The organism is Streptomyces sp. NPDC089919 (assembly GCF_040684615.1).
In the GTDB taxonomy this organism is placed as follows: Bacteria; Actinomycetota; Actinomycetes; order Streptomycetales; family Streptomycetaceae; genus Streptomyces.
Window position 1 is genome coordinate 1 of the sequence record NZ_JBFBGK010000097.1, and the last position, 19,886, is coordinate 19,886.

The 19,886-nt window shown below is 71.8% G+C and carries 18 protein-coding genes and 2 pseudogenes; 10 read left to right on the forward strand and 10 right to left on the reverse strand.

The window, feature by feature from the left end; translation table 11 throughout:
• Positions 1 to 796 precede the first annotated feature (796 nt).
• A pseudogene (locus AB0O40_RS29625) lies at positions 797 to 910 on the forward strand (IS630 family transposase); the annotation flags it as partial.
• On the opposite strand, the gene AB0O40_RS29630 reads toward AB0O40_RS29625, so the two are convergent.
• Positions 893 to 1,138 (reverse strand): hypothetical protein, encoded by a 246-nt coding sequence (locus AB0O40_RS29630; RefSeq protein ID WP_365048102.1) that lies wholly within the window; start codon positions 1,136 to 1,138, stop codon positions 893 to 895. The pseudogene AB0O40_RS29625 and the gene AB0O40_RS29630 overlap by 18 nt on opposite strands.
• 398 nt (positions 1,139 to 1,536) lie before the next feature.
• On the opposite strand from AB0O40_RS29630, the pseudogene AB0O40_RS29635 reads away from it, so the two are divergent.
• Positions 1,537 to 1,940: pseudogene (locus AB0O40_RS29635) on the forward strand (ATP-binding protein); the annotation flags it as partial.
• On the opposite strand, the gene AB0O40_RS29640 reads toward AB0O40_RS29635, so the two are convergent.
• Positions 1,935 to 2,405, reverse strand: coding sequence for a hypothetical protein (locus AB0O40_RS29640; RefSeq protein WP_365048104.1), 471 nt, complete (start codon positions 2,403 to 2,405; stop codon positions 1,935 to 1,937). The pseudogene AB0O40_RS29635 and the gene AB0O40_RS29640 overlap by 6 nt on opposite strands.
• A 258-nt stretch (positions 2,406 to 2,663) precedes the next feature.
• Here AB0O40_RS29640 and AB0O40_RS29645 point away from each other — a divergent pair, with 258 nt between their 5' ends.
• The 3 genes from AB0O40_RS29645 to AB0O40_RS29655 all read left to right on the forward strand — a co-directional run bounded on the left by AB0O40_RS29645 (position 2,664) and on the right by AB0O40_RS29655 (position 5,960).
• On the forward strand, positions 2,664 to 2,903 hold the full coding sequence (locus tag AB0O40_RS29645) for a hypothetical protein (protein ID WP_365048105.1): 240 nt from the start codon (positions 2,664 to 2,666) through the stop codon (positions 2,901 to 2,903).
• A 416-nt stretch (positions 2,904 to 3,319) separates the two neighbouring features.
• On the forward strand, positions 3,320 to 4,369 hold the full coding sequence (locus tag AB0O40_RS29650) for a hypothetical protein (RefSeq protein ID WP_365048107.1): 1,050 nt from the start codon (positions 3,320 to 3,322) through the stop codon (positions 4,367 to 4,369).
• A 157-nt stretch (positions 4,370 to 4,526) separates the two neighbouring features.
• Positions 4,527 to 5,960 (forward strand): FG-GAP-like repeat-containing protein, encoded by a 1,434-nt coding sequence (locus tag AB0O40_RS29655; protein WP_365048108.1) that lies wholly within the window; start codon positions 4,527 to 4,529, stop codon positions 5,958 to 5,960.
• 133 nt (positions 5,961 to 6,093) lie between these two features.
• Here AB0O40_RS29655 and AB0O40_RS29660 read toward each other — a convergent pair whose 3' ends face one another.
• From AB0O40_RS29660 to AB0O40_RS29670, 3 genes are all read right to left on the reverse strand, one after another.
• Positions 6,094 to 6,555 (reverse strand): hypothetical protein, encoded by a 462-nt coding sequence (locus tag AB0O40_RS29660; protein ID WP_365048110.1) that lies wholly within the window; start codon positions 6,553 to 6,555, stop codon positions 6,094 to 6,096.
• A gap of 134 nt (positions 6,556 to 6,689) precedes the next feature.
• Positions 6,690 to 6,893, reverse strand: a complete 204-nt coding sequence (locus tag AB0O40_RS29665; protein WP_365048112.1) for a cold-shock protein — start codon at positions 6,891 to 6,893, stop codon at positions 6,690 to 6,692.
• Positions 6,894 to 7,120: 227 nt separating this feature from the next.
• Positions 7,121 to 7,468, reverse strand: coding sequence for a hypothetical protein (locus tag AB0O40_RS29670; protein WP_365048114.1), 348 nt, complete (start codon positions 7,466 to 7,468; stop codon positions 7,121 to 7,123).
• 266 nt (positions 7,469 to 7,734) lie between these two features.
• On the opposite strand from AB0O40_RS29670, the gene AB0O40_RS29675 reads away from it, so the two are divergent.
• Positions 7,735 to 8,475 carry a helix-turn-helix domain-containing protein gene (locus AB0O40_RS29675; RefSeq protein WP_365048116.1) on the forward strand — a complete coding sequence of 247 codons (741 nt, stop codon included), beginning with the start codon at positions 7,735 to 7,737 and terminating at the stop codon, positions 8,473 to 8,475.
• Between the two features lie 9 nt (positions 8,476 to 8,484).
• On the opposite strand, the gene AB0O40_RS29680 is transcribed toward AB0O40_RS29675, so the two are convergent.
• The gene (locus AB0O40_RS29680) at positions 8,485 to 10,083 is read right to left on the reverse strand and encodes an ATP-binding protein (protein ID WP_365048118.1); all 1,599 of its coding nucleotides are present in this window, start codon (positions 10,081 to 10,083) and stop codon (positions 8,485 to 8,487) included.
• Positions 10,084 to 10,498: 415 nt separating this feature from the next.
• The gene (locus AB0O40_RS29685) at positions 10,499 to 11,176 is read right to left on the reverse strand and encodes an alpha/beta hydrolase (protein WP_365048120.1); all 678 of its coding nucleotides are present in this window, start codon (positions 11,174 to 11,176) and stop codon (positions 10,499 to 10,501) included.
• Between the two features lie 428 nt (positions 11,177 to 11,604).
• Here AB0O40_RS29685 and glgA point away from each other — a divergent pair, with 428 nt between their 5' ends.
• The gene (glgA, locus tag AB0O40_RS29690) at positions 11,605 to 12,843 is read left to right on the forward strand and encodes a glycogen synthase (protein WP_365048122.1); all 1,239 of its coding nucleotides are present in this window, start codon (positions 11,605 to 11,607) and stop codon (positions 12,841 to 12,843) included.
• Positions 12,844 to 12,900: 57 nt separating this feature from the next.
• On the opposite strand, the gene AB0O40_RS29695 is transcribed toward glgA, so the two are convergent.
• Entirely contained in the window at positions 12,901 to 13,527 is a 627-nt protein-coding gene (locus tag AB0O40_RS29695; protein ID WP_365048124.1) for an MBL fold metallo-hydrolase, read from the reverse strand.
• Positions 13,528 to 13,709: 182 nt separating this feature from the next.
• On the opposite strand from AB0O40_RS29695, the gene AB0O40_RS29700 reads away from it, so the two are divergent.
• Complete coding sequence (locus AB0O40_RS29700; RefSeq protein ID WP_365048156.1) at positions 13,710 to 14,654, forward strand: helix-turn-helix domain-containing protein; 945 nt, start codon at positions 13,710 to 13,712, stop codon at positions 14,652 to 14,654.
• A 33-nt stretch (positions 14,655 to 14,687) separates the two neighbouring features.
• A complete protein-coding gene (locus AB0O40_RS29705; protein WP_365048125.1) occupies positions 14,688 to 15,326 on the forward strand; it encodes a GNAT family protein in 639 nt (212 codons plus the stop codon).
• A gap of 244 nt (positions 15,327 to 15,570) precedes the next feature.
• On the opposite strand, the gene AB0O40_RS29710 is transcribed toward AB0O40_RS29705, so the two are convergent.
• Together AB0O40_RS29710 and AB0O40_RS29715 are read right to left on the reverse strand one after the other, a co-directional pair.
• Positions 15,571 to 16,845, reverse strand: a complete 1,275-nt coding sequence (locus AB0O40_RS29710) for an acyl-CoA dehydrogenase family protein (RefSeq protein WP_365048127.1) — start codon at positions 16,843 to 16,845, stop codon at positions 15,571 to 15,573.
• 17 nt (positions 16,846 to 16,862) lie between these two features.
• Entirely contained in the window at positions 16,863 to 18,242 is a 1,380-nt protein-coding gene (locus tag AB0O40_RS29715) for an acyl-CoA dehydrogenase family protein (protein ID WP_365048129.1), read from the reverse strand.
• Positions 18,243 to 18,558: 316 nt separating this feature from the next.
• Here AB0O40_RS29715 and AB0O40_RS29720 point away from each other — a divergent pair, with 316 nt between their 5' ends.
• Positions 18,559 to 19,713, forward strand: a complete 1,155-nt coding sequence (locus tag AB0O40_RS29720; protein ID WP_365048131.1) for an isopropylmalate synthase — start codon at positions 18,559 to 18,561, stop codon at positions 19,711 to 19,713.
• Positions 19,714 to 19,886: the final 173 nt, after the last annotated feature.

Consider the following 19,886-nt stretch of genomic DNA (forward strand, 5'->3'; position numbering starts at 1 on the left):
ACCGGCACCCTCACCACGGCCCGTCAGATACCGTTCGCCCGCCTTGGGTTGGCTTCCGCTTCGCTCCAGCAGCCTGAAGAGAACCGCCTGTGCTTCGCTCCGGCGGAGCTGCCTTCGGCAGCCGGCTCCTTCCGCTTCGCTCCAGGAGCTGGCCTGGCTTCGCCAGGCTGGTACCGGCCCTCCGGGCCGAAGTCCTGCGCTTCGCTACGGACCTGCTCCGAATCCGCTAGCTCCCTCGAAGCTGACCCCGTTTCACAGGGTCCAGGCAGGATGAAGGCGGTTCGCTTCGCGAAGCATGAGGCCGCTTCGCGGCCTCATGGGCCGGCCTTGGGCCGGTGTCCTGCACTGCGCTCCGGACTGGTTCAGGGTTCCGCTTCGCTCCACCCCGAACGGCCTGCTGCCCAGGCCTGGGTGACCCCGTTTCACGGGGTACGGCCCTCACAACCACCAACAACGCGCTTGCCCAGGTGCGCTGCGCGCATGGCAAAGAACCGCCTGCGCTTCACTCCAGCAGACCCCCTTCAGGGGCGCCCGGCTTCCCCGGACTGGGGCCAGCCCTTCGGGCCCAGGTCCTGCGCTTCGCTACGGACCTGGGCCGAGTCCGCTGCGCTCCCTCGGAACTGACCCCGTTCCACAGAGTCCAGGCCTTCGGCCCGTTGGGCGGGTCCGCTGCGCTCCCCCACCCGCATCCTTACAGCTTCGCCTCCAGGACCAGGCTGTTACGCGGGCGGCTTGTGCTGTAACCGGAAAGGTTCACCGGGTCCGATCGGGCCCTGCAGGCCTCCTGTGCTGAACGAACAGCAACGCCCGCGACCCCGACGTTCTAGCTGCCCAACGCCGCGAACACGTCAGTTTCCGCAGCGAGCGAGGTGTCCGCTGGGGCGGCAGACCTCTACCAGCCTCGGCCTGACCACAGGAACTGCTCGTCCGGTTCATCCCGCCGCTTCAACACTCCCGCGGCGACCAGCTGGAGCAGCACCTCGTGGAGAGCGTTCCCCAACGGGTTGTTCGTCCAGAACACCCACTTGACCTCACTGAACGACGTCACGGACTCCTCAAAGACCCCCAATGAGCGGCCCACCACGAAGGCGGCAACGTCCCAGTCGGTCCAATCAGCCAGACTCTCGGAAAGATCCACAAGCCAATCCTGCCATCACACGATCGGACCCGGTGCACCTTTCCGGTCGCAGCACTAGCAGCAGAGCAAAGTGGCGCCTGGGCCGGAGTCCGGCCTCCCGACAGAAGGTTCAGTGCTTGGGGAGGGATGAGGTGACGTGGGCTCTGAGCTGCATCTTTTCTGGTCAGGGATCAGGTCTGGAGGAGATCATGACTGCCCCTACGAGGCCGTCAGCAATGACGAGCTTTACTGACATTCCTGTGCCGAATGACGTCAGTTGAGTGCCGGACACCCACAACCATCAGCGCCACTCCCTCGAGAGGGGCATACCGATACCGGTAAGGAGCTTGACCACCTCCAGGCCCGCTCACGGATACCCAAAGACAGTCAGCCGAAGACCACCGAACGGAACCTGAGGGCTGATCCCGCTCGGCACCGAGGCCGTCATGGCCGACTGCCGGGTCAAATACGTGCTCCCCACGAAAGCTGGTCAACAAGCTCGTCGAGGCCGCAGACGAGAAGCAACTCACCGAGATGATCGACGGCTACGGCCGCGTCGACCTCTTCTGGATCGACGAGCTCGGGTATATGGAGCTCGACCGCCACGGCGCGGAGCTCCTCTTCCAGGTCCTGACCGAACGCGAGGAGAAGAACAGCGTCGGCAACGAGCCCTTCGGCGGCTGGACCAAGACGTCCACCGACCCCCGCTTCTGCGCGGCCATCGTCAACCGCCTCACCTCCTACGGAGCCCATCATCGAGACCGGAACCGACTCCTGCCGCCTCGTTGCAGATGGCCCGTCCGAGGGCGGGCCACGGCTATGACCGGGACACACTGACCTGCTTCCTGGTCATGCGGACATCGACAACATCGAAACCGCCCTCGTGACGCACGACATGCTGGACCTCATCCCACCCCGAATAGCGCAGGAATCCGACCCACCCCTGCGTGGTTGCTTGCCGGAGAATCCACTCGACGACCTGCATGACCACCCCGAACTCGTCGTCGTGGACACACGTCCGGACAGTCAGAGCCCACGGCACGCTCCCGTCCAGGTTCGGCCTGTCCAGGGCCCGGACCAGCATCGAGGTGTCCACCCCGCCGAACGACCGGCTCGCAGAACCACCCTCGAACACCTCCCAGGGGTGCCCCCACGACTCCCAGTCAGCCGACATCAGCGTCGATGGAGCCTCTGCCTCCCCCAGGAGCCACCTCAGCTCCTGCAACGTCGCCTCAGGCAGATCCGGAGACAGGTCCACAGCCAGGAACAAGTCGTAGTAGTCACTCACCGCACGGACCCTAGCTCCGGGCACTGACAGCAGACCGCGAGAGGCCCGCCTGAGGCCATACTCCTCCGCCTGCGGCTGAGTCGCTGCGTGGGTGTCAGCAGTAGATGTGGGGTGGGGCCAGTGGTTTGGGGAGGTCTCACCCACACCGCCCATGAAGAAACGACACCTCAGCTAGCAACGGGGTGATGTGCCGCACCCACTTCCTCGGGGGCCCGTTGAGACAGCCGACCCATGTACAACTTTTTCCTGGGAGAAACGATGCGTATCCGTACCGTCCTGACCGCCGGCGCCCTTGCCGCGGGCATTCTGTTCGCCGGCGCCACGACCGCCCTTGCCGACGACGGTGGCCTCATCCAGGCCACCCGCTCCGCGGGTGGCGCGCGGAGCGCGGGCGCTTCCGCCGCGGCTGTCGTCGACGGCATCGGCCCCGTCTACGCCAACAACAACCAGAGCGAGAACGAGTGGGACCGCGGCACCCTGCAGGCCTTCTCGTTCTAAGCGGCTGTACTGCCGCCGTGTGGGCGCCCACCTGGGTGCCCGCACGGCGGCTCCCAAAACGACGCCGCGATGGTGGCGGCTGCACTCCCCGTTCGTGCGCGGCTGAGAGCTGTCTGGTGGGGTGGGAAAACCGGTTTCGGGGTGGGGGGCCGGCTGGGAGTGTGGCGGGCATGACGCTTGTTTGTGGGCATGCCGGGGACGGGTACGGGGTTCCGCTTTGTGAGCACCTGTGGGGGCTTGGTCCGGGGGTGGTAGCGCCGGACCACTACGTGCATTACTCCGGTGCGGGCGTGGAATTCCTGCGGGTGTGTTCGGGGTGCGGCTCTTCTTCTGCCTCGGGTGAGGTGACGGGGGAGGTCGTGTGCGAGGAATGTTTCGATGCGGTCCGGGGGTCGTCATTGGGGCGGACGGCCGGGTTGCCCGAGGTCGTGGATGCGTTGCGGCCGGTGGATGGTGGGCTCGAACGGGTCGGGTTTCCGTCCGGGGTGGGGAATGTCGTCGATCTGGCGGCGACGGAGCGTGGGCTGGTGCTGTTGTGTGCGGACGGGCGGATCCTCGTCTGGGCCGACGGGGCGGACCGGTGCAGGGAGGCGGCGGTCAGTTCGGTGGCTGTGCCGGCGGAGGCGTGTGCGGAGTACGGCAACGAGCAGAGGCTGCGGCTGCATGCCTCGCGGGACGGTCGCTTCGCTGCTGTGGTGGTGGACTACGGGCGCGAGGGGTGCGTGTACGACCTGGCGGACGGTCGGGTGGTGATGGTCCTCGAGAACGACGGCTACAAGAGCGGAACGGTGCCATTCTCGCTCGCCTTCACCGAGTGGGGTGGCCGGACCGTGGTGGTGTACCGGCGGGAGTGGAACATCGCGGAGGCGGCCGATCCGGGGACGGGTGACGTGCTGACCGTCCTGCCGGCCGGTCCTGAGGTAAGTGTGGGCAATCGGTACTGGCGGGAGCACTTTCTCGGGGCGCTGGACGTGAGTCCCGGTGGTACGGGTATCGCGTCGGCGGCGTGGTGCTGGAGTCCGGTGGGGGCGCCTGTCGCCTGGCGGTTGGAGCCGTGGCTTGCTGGCGGCTTTGACGTGCGGGGGGAGGACTTGGGGTGGGTGACCCTGCCGCCGTGCGACTACCACTGGAACCGGCCGCTGGTCTGGCTCGACGAGGACCATGTGGTGCTGGGCGGGCTCGGTGAGGACGATATCGAGATCGCGCCCGGCGCTCGGGTCTTCCGGCTTGACGGGGGTGCGGAGCCCGTCGAGGTCGCGGCCTTCGGCGGTCCTGAGGGCACGTTCTTCTGCGCGGACGGTGTGTTGTTCTCGTCCTCGGAGCTCGGGCTGGACATCTGGGATCCGTTCGCGGGGACGCGGGTGGGGGTGCTGCCCGGATTCCGACCTACGCACCATGACCGTGGGCGGGGCGAGTTGTTGGAGCTCGGTGATCGTGGGGTGCGGCGGTGGCGGATCCGTCTTTGATTCCCTGTGATGACTTCTGATGTCTTGTGATGCCTGGGCTGGTGGCTGGAAATCTTCCTTGGCAGGCTTACGATCATGGGGCGCGGGCCGGGGGGTTTGCGGCCTGGCGTTTCTTTGACATCACTTTTCTGGGGGGAATTCCATGCGCATGCGCGCCATGGGTGCGGTTGGGCTGTCTGCGGCCGCCGCGCTCACTGCCGTCGCCTTGTCGCCGGTCACCGCGAACGCGGTGGCGCCGGCGGGGGCGTCGGTCGCGAAGCACCGGGCCTTTGCGGACTTCAACGGCGACGGTTACCCGGACCTGGCGATCGGCGCGACCGATGCCACGGTCGGTACGGTCACGAAGGCGGGTGCCGTCTCCGTCGCCTACGGCTCGGCCGCCGGGATCGGCAAGGCCGGCACCCAGCTGCTGACCCGGGCCGACCTGGGCGGCGGCGAGGTGCCGACGCCCAGCAGTCACTGGGGCCACATCAGCGGCTTCGGTGACCTGGACGGCGACGGCTTCGACGACCTGGTGGTCAACGACGACACCAGCTACAAGAACTGGGTGGTCTGGGGCGGGAAGAAGGGCCTGTCGGGGGGCGTCGCCCTGACCGTCAGCCAGGGTACGAGCCCGCAGCCGCTCACCTGGTGGTCGGTGAGTGTGGGTGACACCGACGGGGACGGCATCGCCGACCTGGTCGGCTCGATCACCGACTCGGACGTGCACGGCACCACCGCGGCCGGCTTCGCCGTCGTGCGTGGTCCCCTGCTGCGCAGCGGCGTCACCAAGCCCGCGCAGTACCGGGAGACCTTCAAGCGGGACGACGCCGCTCCCTACTCGTTCGTGATCGCCGACTTCACCGGCGACGGCCGTCCTGATCTGGGCGCGATCAGCGCCAAGTCGTGGGCGCAGAGCCTGATGGTCTACAAGAACACCGGCAGTGGGTGGACCGCCAGCCGCAAGGTCGCGCTGCCCGGCGACCGGTACATGTGGATGCGGCCGGTGGTCGGCGACATCAACGGCGATGGCGTCCGGGACATGGTCCTGGGCCACCGCTGGACCTACACGGACCCGTTCGGCAAGGTCTTCGTCGCGTACGGAGGCAAGGACGGCTTCAGCGCCAGCCTCAAGCCGCGCGTCATCGACGAGGACACGGCTGGGGTGCCCGGCACGCTGGAGCGCCACGACCGGTGGGGTGAGGCCCGTGCCCTCGGCGACTTCGACAAGGACGGGTACGCGGACCTCGCGGTCGGCGCCTCGTACCAGGACGCCCAGGGCGGCACCGTGTCCCGGGCGGGCTCCGTCACCATCCTGCGCGGCGGCCCGAAGGGGCTGACCACCGTGGGCGCCCGGACCGTCACGCAGGCCTCTGCGGGCGTGCCCAGCACCAGCGAGAAGCAGGACCGCTTCGGTGAGGCCCTGGCCTGGGTCGACGGCGATCGGAACGGCACCCCCGAGCTGTACGTCGGCGGGCCGGGTGAGGACGGCAAGGTGGGTCGTGTCTGGCAGCTGCCCGCCGGCACCGGCACCGGAGCCACGTCCTTCAACCTGAAGGACACCGGCCACCCGTCGGGTCCGGCCTTCTTCGGCACCCAGCTCGTGGGCTGATCCCGCCCCTGTTCCTGCTCTTCTCGGGCCCGTCCTGCTCTCGCGAGTGGGGCGGGCCCGGCGCGTTTTCGGCGCTGTGGTGCTCGGCCGTCCTCGCCGCGTGTGCGGCCGCCGTGGTGGATCGGCCCGGCGGTCAGCGGGGGGTGAGGTGGGCGTTGGAGAGGTAGAGGTGGAGGGAGTGGTCCTGGGGGCAGTGCAGGGCGATGGTGAGGGTTCGGGGGCGGTGGTCGGGGCCGGGGGTGGTGGCCAGGGCCAGCTCGAATTCGGCGTGGCCGTCGTGGCAGCAGCAGCGTTGGGCCGCGCAGGCGGGGATCGGGGTGTCGCCCGCTTCCAGGCGCCAGGGGTACTGGCCCGGGAAGCCGTGCTCTTCGCCGTTGCCTACGCCCAGGGGGAGGCAGCAGCCGATGCAGAAGCACTCGGTGTCGCCGACCGTGAACTCGGTTGCGCCGCACCAGCGGCAGATCACGAGCACGGGCTCGGTGGCCGGCTTGCCCCTGTGGGTGTCCCGGACCAGTCGGAGGAGGGCCTCGTGGGCCGGCTCGACCTCTTGTGTGGGTTCGGGTGCTCGTGCCGGCTTGGGTGCCTGTGCCGGCACGGGTTCTTGTTCTTGCGCCTGGTCGGTCATGTGCGTCCCCCCTGTCCTTTGCCTCTTGGATCGGGGAGGGTAGTGGGCCGTGAGGCAGGTGCTCCCGCTGGGGTCGCTTGCGCGGGCCCAGCGGGAGCGGGGGGTCAGATCGCGTGGACCTGCTGGGCCTGGGGGCCCTTCTGGCCCTGGCCGATCTCGAACTCGACGCGCTGTCCCTCATCCAGTGCGCGGTAGCCGTTGCCCTGGATCTCCGAGTAGTGCACGAAGACGTCCGGACCGCCGCCGTCCTGCTCGATGAAGCCGAAGCCCTTCTCCGCGTTGAACCACTTCACACTGCCCTGCGCCATCGCTGCTGTTCCTTCACGCTCTCGTCCGCGGCCAGACCGCCGCGGTACCCGGCAATCCTCCCGTGTCGTGCCCGCCAGAGAAAACCTGACAGGAGGATCTTGACCCGACTGGGCGAACCCTGGCGTCGGTCCTTCGTCGGGTACGGGGCCTCGACTGGGGTGCTTCAAAATGTTGTGCGGATAGGGGTGGGGATGCCGCTCCCCACCCCTCTTGGCTGGTCCGGCCGTCAGGTGAAGGTCACGCTGTGCGGGAGCGGGGCCCGGTAGGTGCGGTGTTGGCCGGGGAGCAGGGTGGCGGTGGGGGTTTCGCAGCCCCGGTCGCTGTAGAGGGTGGCCTTGCGGTTGGTGTGGTTGGTGGCGCTGTCGGCGCCCTGGAGGAGGAGGCGGCATTCGCCGTCGTCCGGGTGGTTGATCTCCAGGTCGCCGGATTCGGGTGAGTGGTAGGAGAAGGTGCCGGTGGCCGGGGGCGGTTGGGCGCCGGCCGGGGTGGCGCCGAGGAGGAGGACGGCGGCGGCCGCGGCTGCCCTCGTCCATGCCCTGGCGGTCGTTGTGAGGGGCGTGGTGGTGGTGGTCATGGGCTCGGGGTACCCGGGTGGTCCGGTGGCGGAGCCTGTGGGGGCGGGAGAAACGACACGGCCTCACTCGGATGGGCGTATGCGGTGCGCTTCTTGCGGTTCGGTCAGGCGTGGGTGGGGCCGGTGCCGGGTGGGTGGTCTTGATGGCGTTCTCGGTGCAGACGGGCCGGTCCGCTTGTGCTGCGCCTCTCTTTTGTTGCCTTGGGGTTATGTTTTGGCTGTTCGGGGTTGTTTGGTCGGTGCAATGGAGTGTGGAGGCGACTGGGATGCCCGGAGGCAGGCTGACGGGGCAGGAGCGGCAGCAGATTGCGGTGGGGCTGGCGGACGGGCTGGCGTACGCGGAGATCGGGCGGCGGCTGGACCGGCCCACCTCGACCATCACCCGGGAGGTGATGCGCAACGGCGGTCCCGGGGCCTACCGGGCGGACCTGGCGACCCGGGCCACCGAGCACCGGGCGCGCCGGCGCCGGCAGCCGGTGCCCAAGGGGGTGGGGGCGGCGCCGCTCGCGCACGGGCGCGATGCCGCGGCCGTGGGGGCGTACGAGGAGACGTTCACGACCGTGCTCATGCAGACGGGCATGCCGAAGATGACGTCCCGGGTGCTGGCCTGCATATTCACCACGGATGCGGGGAGTTGCACCGCGGCGGAGCTGGTGCGGCGGCTCCAGGTCAGTCCGGCGTCGGTCTCGAAGTCGATCGCGTTCCTCGAGGGCCAGGGGCTGGTCCGGCGGGAGCGTGACGAGCGGCGCCGCGAGCGGTACGTCGTGGACGCCGATGTCTGGTACCAGTCGATGATCGCCAGTGCGCGCGGGACCGCGTTGATCGCCGAGACCGCGCGACAGGGCGTGCCGGTGCTCGGGCGGGGTACGCCGGCCGCCGAACGGCTGGAGAACATCGCGCGGTTCGTGGACTTCGTGTCGGAGAGCATCGTGCGGGCGGCGGACCAGGCTCGGGCGATCCTGCATACGGCGTCCACCTCGAAAACCGTGTCCGGCGAGGAGGAGTAGTTCCGGCCCTCAGGTCCGGTGGACCGGCTCGACGACGGTGGTCGGGAGCAGGACGACGGCGGTCGCTCCCCCCGTGTCCGAGGGGCGCAGCTGGGTGCGGATGTCGTGCCGGCGGCCGAGGCTGGCGACCACGAACAACCCCAGCCGGAGGGAGGCCGTGAGGTTGACCACGGGAGGTCGGGCGAGGCGCTCGTTGATGTCGGCCAGCTGGTCGGCGGGGATCCCGAGGCCGGCGTCGTCGATCTGCAGGAGGACGCGGCCGTCGGGCAGGGCGTGGCCGGTGACGTCCACGGCGGTGTGCGGCGGGGAGAAGACGGTGGCGTTCTCGACGAGTTCGGCGAGGAGGTGGACCAGGTCGGTGGCGGCTCCGCCGCTGATCGCGCACGGGGGCACGGCCGCCAGTCGGACACGGTGGTACTCCTCCACCTCGGCGACGGCGCCGCGCAGGACGTCCACCAGGGGGACCGGGCCCGACCACCGGCGCTCGGGCTCCTCGCCGGCGAGGACGAGGAGGTTCTCGCTGTTGCGGCGCATCCGGGTGGCGAGGTGGTCGAGCCGGAACAGGTCGGTCAGCCGCTCCCCGTCGGACTCCTTTTGCTCCATCTCGACGATGAGGGAGAGCTGGCGCCGGATGAGGCCCTGGGAACGGCGGGAGAGGCTGGTGAACACGGCGTTGAGGTTGCCGCGGAGCAGGGCCTGCTCCGCGGCGAGCCGGGTCGCCTCGCGGATCAGGGCGTCGATGGCCGAGGCGAGCCGGCTGACGTCCGCGTTGTTGTAGGAGCCGACGGACCCCAGGTCGACGTCGACGTCCCAGGGGCCCGGCCCGGACAGCCTTTCGACCAGGTCGGGCAGCTGGACGCGGGCGGCCTGGGTGGTGGCTTCGCGGAGGCGGGCGAGGTCGGTGGCGGTCCGGTTCCACCAGCGGGATCTGGGCGGGCCCGGCTGCTCGGGGGCCGGGGCCGGTGGGTCGGGGGTGGCTTCGGCGGTGCGTAAGAGGGTGTCGTCCAGGGTCTCCTCGGCCGCGGCGAGGGCGCGGGTGACCTCCTGGTGGAGGTGGGTGCTGAGGGCGAGGTCGCGGCGGGCGAGTTCCAGGTCGACGAGGTGTTCTCGGACCAGTTCGTCCAGGCGTTCGCGGTCGGCGAGGGCCCGGTCGCGTTCGCGGCGCAGTTCCTCGAGGCCGTGCAGGGCCTCGGCGGCGGCGGTCTCCAGCTGGCGCAGGCCGGCTTCGAGGGCTTGGCGGCGGTGGCGTTCGGCGGTGATCTGGTCGCCCAGCTCCTCGACGGTCTGCTCGGCCGCGGTCAGACGGGTGTGGGCGTCGGCGAGCTCGTCGCGCAGGACGTACACCTCGTGCCGCTGGGGTTCGTGGACCAGGCAGGCGGCGAGGTACTCGGCGCGGACGGCGGCCTTCACCTCGGGCTTCAGACCGGCGCCGGTGCGGGCCTGGACGGTGACGTCCAGCTTGGCCAGGAAGCCGATCTCGGGCAGCCGCTGGCCCTTGAGGTAGCGGGAGAGGGTGGTGGCGTCGATGCCGGAGTGTTCCTCCCACTGGAGGAGGGTCAGGCCCAGGCTCTGGTGGAACTCGCGGAGCCGGCTCGCCCAGAGCGTCATCTCAGGTCCGAGCGCGGGGTCCAGTGGACCCAGCGGGCGGCCTCGTCTCGGTTCGTGCATCCCCCGCAACAACTCCCCTCAGGGCTGCATCTTGGCAGGAGTTGTTGCTGCTCGGCGGCAAGAACGGGAGATCGGGATCTCTCCGGTGGTGCAGCAATCTCCGCGGGCCGAAGCTGCTCTCCGTACACCCGCGGAGGGTGGGTGCGGAGCGGAGGAGGAACGGCGTGCACGTGTTCGGGGAGCTTCTGGGGGTGGGGGCGGCCGCGCTGCAGCTGGCGGCGGCGGCGTTGGGGGCGCGGCTGGCGTGGAAGGGGTACCGGCGTCGGCGCCGGGAGGGGGACGAGGGGGCTTCGCCGTGAACCCGGGGGCGGTCCCGGTGCGGGGCGCCCCCTTCCGGGGCGCCCCGCTCGGGCTGTCAGAGGGTGGCGGCGGCTGTTCTGATGAGGTCGAGGACCGTGTCGGGGTGGGACAGCATCGGGGTGTGGGAGGAGTCGGCCTCGCGGGTGGTGGCGCCGATGCGCTGGGCCATGAAGCGCTGGAGGCCGGGGTCGATGGCGTGGTCCTGCTGGGCGACGAGGAACCAGCTGGGCTTGGTGCGCCAGGCGGGGGTGTCGGTGGTGGCGCCGAGGACGGCGGCGTTGGCCGAGGTCTGGGTGGCCCACACCAGGCGCTGTTCGTCCTCGGGGAGGTCGCCGCAGAAGTGGGAGATGCCGTCGCGGGCGATCCAGAGGCGGCCCTGCTGCTCGTCGAGGTGGGCGAAGAGCGGCGGCGGGTCGAACTTGGCGAAGAGGTCCTGGGGGGTCTCACCGGTGTCGGGGGCCAGGGCGGCGAGGTAGACGAGGCCGGCGGCCTTGTCGTGGGTGCCGGCGGCGGTGATGACGAAGCCGCCCCAGGAGTGGCCGACGAGGAGGGCCGGGCCGCTGACGCGGTCGAGGGCGCGGTGGACGGCCTCGACGTCACCCTCCAGGGAGTCGGTGGGGTTCTGGGCGGAGACGACCTCGTGGCCGTCGGCCTGGAGGGCCGGGATCAGCTTGCTGAAGCAGGAGCCGTCGGCCCACAGGCCGTGGGCGAAGACGATGCTGGGCTTGGGCATGGGGTGGTGTGCTCCGTTCGGTGCGGGTGGTGCGGTGGTGCGGGTGGGTCCGGTGCGTGGGTGGGTGCGGGCCGGGGGTGGGGCGGGGGTGGGGCGGGGGTGGGGCGGGCGGCATGACGAGTGCATCCCGGGTGGCGGGGCGGCACCTCTTGGCGTGGGCTGAACGGGTCATGGGGAGCCTGTCCTGCTGTTCGGCGGGCCCGTCCCCCCTCGACGTCCGTCGTCCGATGGCCCCCCGGTGCCGGGCGGGTCGCTAGCGTCGGGGTGGGGGCGTCGGCGGACGTGCTTCTCCGGGGCCGGTGCCGCAGGGCGCTACCGGGCTTCCGGGCCTGCGCGGACCTCGGTCCGGGCGGGGGCGGGGGTCCGCGCGGTGTGCGGGGACCGGCCGTCCACGTCAGGAAGTACCTCGCACACTTAGGGAAGTGCCCATGAATGCTCACTCGCTCCCGCCGCGCGTCGCGTTGCTCACGAAGGAGTACCCGCCGGAGGTGTACGGCGGGGCCGGGGTCCATGTGGGGGAACTCGCCAAGGAGCTGCGCGCCCTGGTCGATCTGCGGGTGCTCTGCTTCGGTGAGCCGCGTACCGAGCCGGGGGTGGCGGCGTACCGGGAGCCGGAGACGGCCGCGGGCTGTTCTCCGGTGCTGCGCACGCTGGGGGTGAACCTGGCGATGGCGGCGGACGTGGCGGACGTGCAGGTGGTGCACAGCCACACCTGGTACGCCAATGCGGCCGGCCGGCTCGCGCAGACGCTGTACGGGATTCCGCACGTGGTGACCGCGCACAGCCTGGAGCCGCTGCGGCCCTGGAAGGCGGAGCAGCTGGGTGGCGGGTACGCGCTGTCGTCGCTGGTGGAGCGGACGGCGGTGGAGGCGGCGGATGCGGTGGTCGCGGTGTCGCGGGCCATGCGGGAGGACATCCTGCGGGTCTATCCGGCGGTGGATCCGGCGCGGGTGCACGTGGTGCACAACGGGATCGACACGCGGGTGCAGCGGCCCGACCACGGGACGGCGGCGCTGGAGCGGTACGGGGTGGACCCGGACCGGCCGATCGTGCTGTTCGTGGGCCGGGTGACCCGGCAGAAGGGACTGCCGCAGCTGCTCCGGGCGGCCTTCGACTTCGATCCGCGGGCGCAGCTGGTGCTGTGCTGCGGGCAGCCGGACACCGCGGAGATCGCGGCCGAGACGGCGGCCCTGGTGGAGGAGCTGCGGCGGGTCCGCGAGGGGGTGGTGCGGATCGACGGGATGGTGCCGGCGGGTGAGCTGCGGCAGTTGCTGACCCATGCGGACGTGTTCGTGTGCCCGTCGCTGTACGAGCCGATGGGGATCGTGAACCTGGAGGCCATGGCCTGCGAGACGGCGGTGGTGGCCACGGCCGTCGGGGGGATCCCGGAGGTGGTGGCGGACGGGGAGACGGGGCTGCTGGTGCCGTTCGAGCAGGTGGGGGACGGGACGGGGGCGCCGGCGGATCCGGCGCGGTTCGCGGCGGATCTGGCGGGGGCGGTGAACCGGCTGCTGGCGGATCCTTCGCTGGCGGAGGGGATGGGGCGGGCGGGGCGGGTTCGGGCGGAGCGGTTCTTCGGGTGGGGGGGTGCGGCGGCTCGGACGGTGGCTCTGTATGAGGGGGTGTTGGGGGTGCGGCGGGTTGTGGGGGCGGGGGTGGGGGGCTGATCACCCGCGAGGTGGGGATGCCCCCCAGCGGGGCTGGCGGCCCGCTGCCGGTCCCGGTCAGCGGGCCTCCGCGGGGGTCGGGTGGTGGGGGGACAGCGGGGCTGAGGTGTCGGCGGGGAAGGCGGGGCCGTGGCCGGGGACTATGACGTCGGCGGCGGCGAGGACGCGGAGGCGGGAGGTGTGGTGGAGGGCTTGGTCGGGGGAGACCGGGTCTTCGACGGGGCCGTTGGGGCGCCACCACAGGTCGCCCACGAAGGCGATCACGCCGGACTCGGTGCCGGCCAGCAGGGTGATGTCCTCGGGGCTGTGGCCGGGGGTGCGGATCAGGCGCAGGGACGGGGTCAGCTCGTAGCCCTCGGCGTCGCGGTCGGTCCACTGGTCGGCTTCGTAGATCGCCTTGTGGTCGTGGACCCGGGCCCGGCCGAAGAGGCCGACGTTCATCGTGTTGTCGGGGTGGTGGTGGCTGAGCACCACGTCGGTGATGTCGTCGGCCGTCAGGCCCAGTTCGGCGAGCGGGCCGAGGATGCGGTCGCGGCTCGCCACCATGCCGGGGTCGACGATCACGTGCCGGTCCCCGTCGGTGACGTACGAGACGGTGGCGGCGACCCCCGGGCCGGTGGAGAGGGTGTAGCCGGTGGTCAGGATCGTGTGGGCGGCGGTGCGGCCGTGCGGTGCGTCTGTCATGTGTTTGATCTTGTCGGGGGTCGAGTGAGCAGGCGATAGGCAGTTCTGCCGCCGATCGCAGGATTACTGCCAGAGTGGGTTGTCGCTGCTGCGATACTCCCGGGATGTCGTCGGTCGCCGCTCCTCGCTCTCCTGCCGTGCCCTTTCTGACCGTTGCCGCCTACGCGCCGCCGGGGGTGGGGATGTTGGCGGTCGGGATCGTGGCGGAGGTGTTCGGGCCGCACGGGGAGGGGCTGCCGGGCTTCGAGTTCGCGCTGTGCACGGACCGGCCGGGGCTGGTGACCACCGACGTGGGCGTACCGCTGACGGTGACGGCGGGCCTGGACCGGCTGGCCGGTGCCGACCTGGTGATCGCGCTGCCGGGGGCCGGATTCCGTACGCCGCCGGGGCCGGCCGTGCTCACCGCGCTGGCGGCGGCGTACGAGCGGGGCGCCCTGGTCGCCGCGCACTGCGTGGGTACCTTCGCGCTGGCCGCGGCCGGGCTCCTGGACGGGCGGCGGGCCACCACGCACTGGCGGTTCGCCCAGCTGCTGGCCAGCCGGTTCCCGGAGGTGGAGGTCGCCGCGGAGGCCCTGTACCTGGACGAGGGCCGGATCGTCACCGGTGCCGGGGCGGCCGCGGGGGCCGACCTGTGCCTGCATCTGATCCGGCGGGAGCACGGGGCCTCGGTGGCCAACCGGATCGCCCGGGACATGGTGCTGCCGGCCCACCGGGACGGCGGGCAGGCGCAGTACCTGGCGACGCCGGTGCCGGCGGACGGTGAGGACGAGCGGCTGGCGGAGGTGCTGGGCTGGGCCCGGGAGCACCTGGACCGGCCGCTGCCGGTGGCGGAGTTGGCGCGGCGGGCGGTGATGAGCAAGCGGTCCTTCGCGCGGCGGTTCGCGGCGGCCACCGGGACCACGCCGCACGCGTGGCTGCGGGAGCTGCGGCTGAGTGCGGCGGAGGAGCTGCTGGAGACCACGGACCTGCCGGTGGAGGAGGTCGCGCGGCGGGTGGGGTACGGGTCGGCGGCGGTGCTGCGGGAGCAGTTCGTACGGCGGCGGGGGGTGCCGCCGCGGACGTATCGACGGGCGTTCGGGGCGGCGGCGGCCCCCGCTCCTTACCTGGATCATGCGGCTGACCTGTGACGATGAAGGATGGCTTCGTCGAGGGGGACGCAGATGACGGTCGGTTGGTCGGGCGGGGAGCAGCCGGAGTTCGGGTTGGGGGGCGGGTTCTCGTTGCGGGCCTGGCGGGCGGCGGACGCCGGGGTGTTGGCGGAGTCCTGCCGGGATCCGGAGATCTTGCGGTGGAACCGGCCGGAGGCGCTGACGGTCGAGGGGGCGCGGGAGCGGATCCTGCGGTGGCGGGGGCGGTGGGAGGCGGGGGCGGCGGCGATCTGGGCGGTCGTGGCGGTCGGTTCTGGGGGCGGGGCCGGTTCTGCCGATGCGTCCGGCTTCCCGGGGGCCCCCGGTTCTTCCGGGTCCGTCGGCGTGCCGGTGGGGTTGATCGGGCTGGCGGATATTGATCTTGCTGGGGGGAGTGGGGAGTTCCTGTACTGGTTGTTGCCCGGGGGGCGGGGGTACGGGGTGATGACTCGGGCCACCGTGCGGGTGAGTCGGTGGGCGGTGGAGTCGGTGGGGTTGCAGCGGTTGCGGATCACGCACTCGGTGCGGAATCCGGCCTCTTGCCGGGTGGCGGAGGGGGCGGGGTTCGCGTACGAGGGGACGATGCGGAGGGCTTTGCTGCATGCGGATGGGTGGCATGACGAGCATCTGCATGCGCGGGTGGCCGGGGATCCTTGGCCGGGGGGTGTGTAGCGGGGGGTTGCCCTGCGGGGGCTGGTCCCCTACCCGCCCCTTCCCGAAACCGTGGGCTCCGCCCCCGGACCCCCGTTGCCCGGGCGCTGCGCGCCGGGCCTTTCGGGGGCTCCGCCCCCGGACCCCCGCGCCTCAAACGCCGGCGAGGCTGGAGAGGCCCCACGGTTACCCGGCGGGGCTGGAGACGGCTGTGAAGCAGGGCGGGCCCCCTGGGGGTGGGGGCCCGGCGCTGGTCGTAGGGGGGTCAGGTCAGGGGGCCGTCCAGGGGTGGGGAGGGGTGGGTGAGGCCGGTGGGGGTGAGCCAGGTGAAGGGGGTGTAGGTGGCGGGGCCCAGGCCTAGGTTTTCGGCTATCTGTTCGCGGAGGCGGTTGGTGGCGAAGGCGCCGATGACGTTCATCTGGGCGTCGCGGTAGTGGCGTTCGACCTCGTGGCCCTGGGTGACGCCGGCGGCGCCGTGGATCTGGACGGCCCGTGAGGTGACCTCGACGGCCATCTCGGTGGCATAGACCTTCAGCATGCCGATCAGGTCCTTGGCGGAGTTGCCGGCGATGCGTTCGGCGGCGGCGCGGTGGGCCAGCAGGCGGGCGGCGTCGATGGCGGTGCGGGATTCGGCGAGCTGGTCCTGGACGCCTTCCATGTGGGCCAGCGGCCTCCCGAAGGAGACGCGTTCGCGGGCGTGCCGGACGGACGCGGCCAGGGCGGACTCGGCGGTGGCGAGGGCGGCGACGGACACCAGCAGCCAGCCCCAGGTCATGCCTTCGGAGAGCTCGGTGAAGGGGACGGGGATGACGTTCTCCGCCGGGACGTGGGCGTCGGTGTAGACGATGCCGCCCCAGGGCATGCCGCGCAGGCCCATGTGGGGGATGTCGTACCGGCGGACGCCGGGCTGGTGCAGGTCGACGAAGGCCAGGCACCAGTCGGGGCCCTCGTCGCCCGGCTCCTTGGCTCGGCGGGCCAGGGTGACGGCCAGGTCCGCGACGGGGGCGTTGGTGATGCGGGACTTCTCCCCGCTGATGGTGAAGGATCCCTGGTCGTCCGTGGGGCGGACGGTGGTGCGGTAGGTGCCGGCGTCGCTGCCCGCCGCGGGTTCGACGATGGCGAAGGCGGCGATCTTCTCGCCGGACATGAGGGATTCGAGCAGGCCGTGGTGGGCCTCGTTGCCGTACGTGGAGATCAGCCGGGCGCACAGCAGGCCCGAGACGGTCGCGGCCCAGTACGTACCGGAGCAGGCGCGGGCCAGGGACTCCATGGCGGCGGCCGCGGTGGGCCCGTCGGCGCCGGTGCCGCCGAGCTCCGGCGGGTGGAAGAGGCGGAGGTAGCCGCTGTCGACGATCTCCTTCCAGTTCTCCGGCGGGATGCTGGCGGCGGCGTCGGTGGCGGCGGCCCGGGCAGCGGTCCCGGGGAACGGCGAGTCCGCTCCCGTGATGCTGCCGGGGCGCGGCGCGTCCGGTCCCGTGGTGCCGTCGGGGGCCGCCGCCCGGGTGCGGGCGGGCGGCGGGGCGTAGGCGGTGTCGGTCATGGCGGGGCTCCTCACGGTCAGCCGAGGCCGAGGACGGATGCGGCGATGACGGGGCGCAGGACGTCGGTGCCGCCGCCGGTCTCGGCGAAGAACAGCACGTCGCGGTAGGCGCGTTCGACCAGGCGGTCGCCGGTCAGGGCGAGCGGGCCGGAGAGCCGGGCGGCGGCGTCGGTGACGGCGCGGGCGGCGGTGGCGACGAAGAGCCGGGCGGCCGCGGCCTCCTGGGGGGCCGGCCGGCCCCCGTCGTCGAAGCGGTCGGCCGCCGCGTACAGCAGTCCCTCGGCGAGTTCGCAGCGGGTGGCCATGTCGGCCAGGGCGAAGCGGGCGGACTGGGCGTGTGCGATCGGGCGGCCGAAGAGCTTGCGGTCGCGGGCGGCGTCGAGGGCGTCGGCGGTCAGGGCGCGCATGACGCCGAGCCAGGTCGCGCTGGTGAACACCCAGTCGAGGGCGGCGAGCAGGGGCTCGGTCTCGTGGGCGGCGCCGAGGGCGGTGCCGAGGACGGCGTCCTCGGGCAGCGGGCAGTCGTCGAGGACCAGCCGGCCCCAGGCGCAGGTGCGCAGGGCGGCCGGGTCGGCCTCGTGGATGCGCAGGCCGGGGGTGTGCCGGTCGACGAGGAAGGCGGTGCGGCCGCCGCCCTCGTGGGCGGCCACGACCAGGAAGTGGTGGGCGTGCGGAGCGCCGGCGACCAGGTCGAGCTCGCCGGCGAGCTTCCAGCCGCCCGGCCCGTCCGTGGCGGGCCGGGCGGTGACGGTGGGGGCGAGCGCGGCGCCCTGCGTCTGGGGCAGGGACAGGGCGCCGGTCCACTCGCCGGATGCCATGCGGGGCAGGTAGTGCTCCCGCTGGCGGGCGGTGCCGAAGGCGCGCAGCGGCACGGTGACCAGGACGGCGTGGACGACCGCGGCGAGTGCCAGGCCGGGGTCGCGGGACCCTTCGGCGAAGCCCTGGAGGAGGGCGCAGGTCTCGCGGGCGGTCAGGGCGGCGCCGCCGAACTCCCTCGGGACGAGGGGTCCGGTGAGGGTGATCGGACCGGTGCCGTTGATCGGTCCGGTGGGGTCGGCCGGGTCGGCGTGCGTGGGTCCTGTCGTTCCGGTGCCGATACCGGTGCCGGTGCTGGTGGGTGCGGCGAGCGTGGCTCCCGTACCCGTGCCTGCCGGGCCGGTGACCGGCGAGGCCGGCCCCGCGAGTGCCGTGAAGAGGGCGGGGTCCCAGCGGCCTTCGGTGTCGCGTTCGGCGGTGGTGGGGGCCGCCGTCCTCGCGGCGAGCTCGCGGGCCCGCCGGGCGAGGGGCGAGCGGCCGGCGGGGCCGGCCGGTGCGCTCGTACCGGCGGCCGGGCCAGGTCGCGTACCGTCCGTGGACGGCTCGGCGCCCTCGTCGGACGGGGAATGCGGAAACACCATCGGAACCCTCTCTCTTTCCCCGTCGCTCCGGGGTCCGTTATCAGGCCGTCCGCTATCAGAACGCCTTGTGATCACGGCGTGCATTTCGGACGGGCTCACCGTAACGAGTGATCGAACGCCGGTCCGGAAACTTGTCAGAAGGCCGCACCGAATTGGCATTCCTCACCGGCCGTCACCTGGGCTGACAGTCCTTGACAATCCCTGACACGGCACGCATTGCCCTGCCCGGACCGGGCCCGCCACGATGTTTCACAGGTCGCCTGGCACCGCGGCGCCGAATTCATGGAATCCGGATCGGGAAAAGGGACGTAACGCAATGGCAATAGCAGAGCACGGGAGCGTAGAGTCGATCACGCCGCCGCATCTGTCCGACGCGACCCTGCGGGACTCGGCGCACATGGCCGGTGTGGAATTCGGTCCCAAGGACGCCCGCGTCATCTCCGACCTGCTGGTGAAGACCGGGATCGACCTGGTCGAGGTGGGCATGATCTCGGGTCCTGGTTCCAAGGACGCGGACCTGATCGAGGCCACCCACGAGACCATCGGCCCCGAGCGCAGCATGTCGCTGGTCGTGGTGCGCGACCGCCACCAGGTGGCGACCGCGCTCGACGAGGCGGAGCGGCTGGGGGTGCGGCACATCATGTACTCGATCCCCACCTCGGAGCAGCACGCCAAGCTGAAGATCGGCTCGCCGAGCGCCAAGCACCTCCAGGTGGTGGCCCGTTCGGCGATCACCCAGGCCAAGGAGCGCGGCTTCCACGTCACCTTCAGCGGCGAGGACGGCGCCCGCACCCCGCGGGAGCGCCTGGTCCCGTACGTGGCCGCGGGCTTCGAGGCGGGCGCCGACCGCTTCCGGCTGGCGGAGACGGTCGCGTACCTGTCGCCGTGGCAGATGGAGGAGGTGATCGGTGACCTCACCGCCATCGACGGCTCCGAGATCGAGATCCACTCGCACAACATGCTGGGCATGGCCGTCGCCAACTCCCTCGCCGCGGTCCGGGCCGGCGCGCGGTGGATCTCGGCGACCGTCGGCGGCATCGGCGAGCGCGGCGGCAACGCCCCGCTGGCCGAGCTGCTGACGGCGCTGCGGGTGATCCACGGCGACACCCGTTTCGACCTGGGTCACCTGACGGAGCTGTCCCGGGTGGCGCTCAAGGGCGCCGGCCTCGGGGACGCCTTCCAGTCCGGGCCGACCTCCCCGCACGCCTTCGCGTACGAGCTGCCGGGTCAGCTCACCCACCCGGAGGCGTACGAGACGCTGCCGGCGGAGCTGGTCGGCAACAGCCGCGAGCTGGTGGTCCGGACCCGGCTGAGCACGGCGCTGGTGAAGTGGGCGCTGGCCGACTCGGGCGTCTTCGTGGACGTGGACGCCTTCACGCCGTGGCTGGTGGAGAAGCAGGAGCGGGACGGCCGGCCGCTGCTGGACCGGGACGCCATCCGCAAGGCCGCGATCGACTTCCAGGCCGCCTGACCCGCCGGACCGTCCGCCTGGCCTTCCGGGAACCCGCCGGACCCGCCGCCCGCCTTCCCCGCTTCCCCTCCCCCACGTACGACCCCGCGTACGACCCCGCGTACGACCTCACGCACGACCCCGCGCACGACTCCTCGTACGCCCCCTCGTACGAGGCCGCCTCCCCCGCCCCG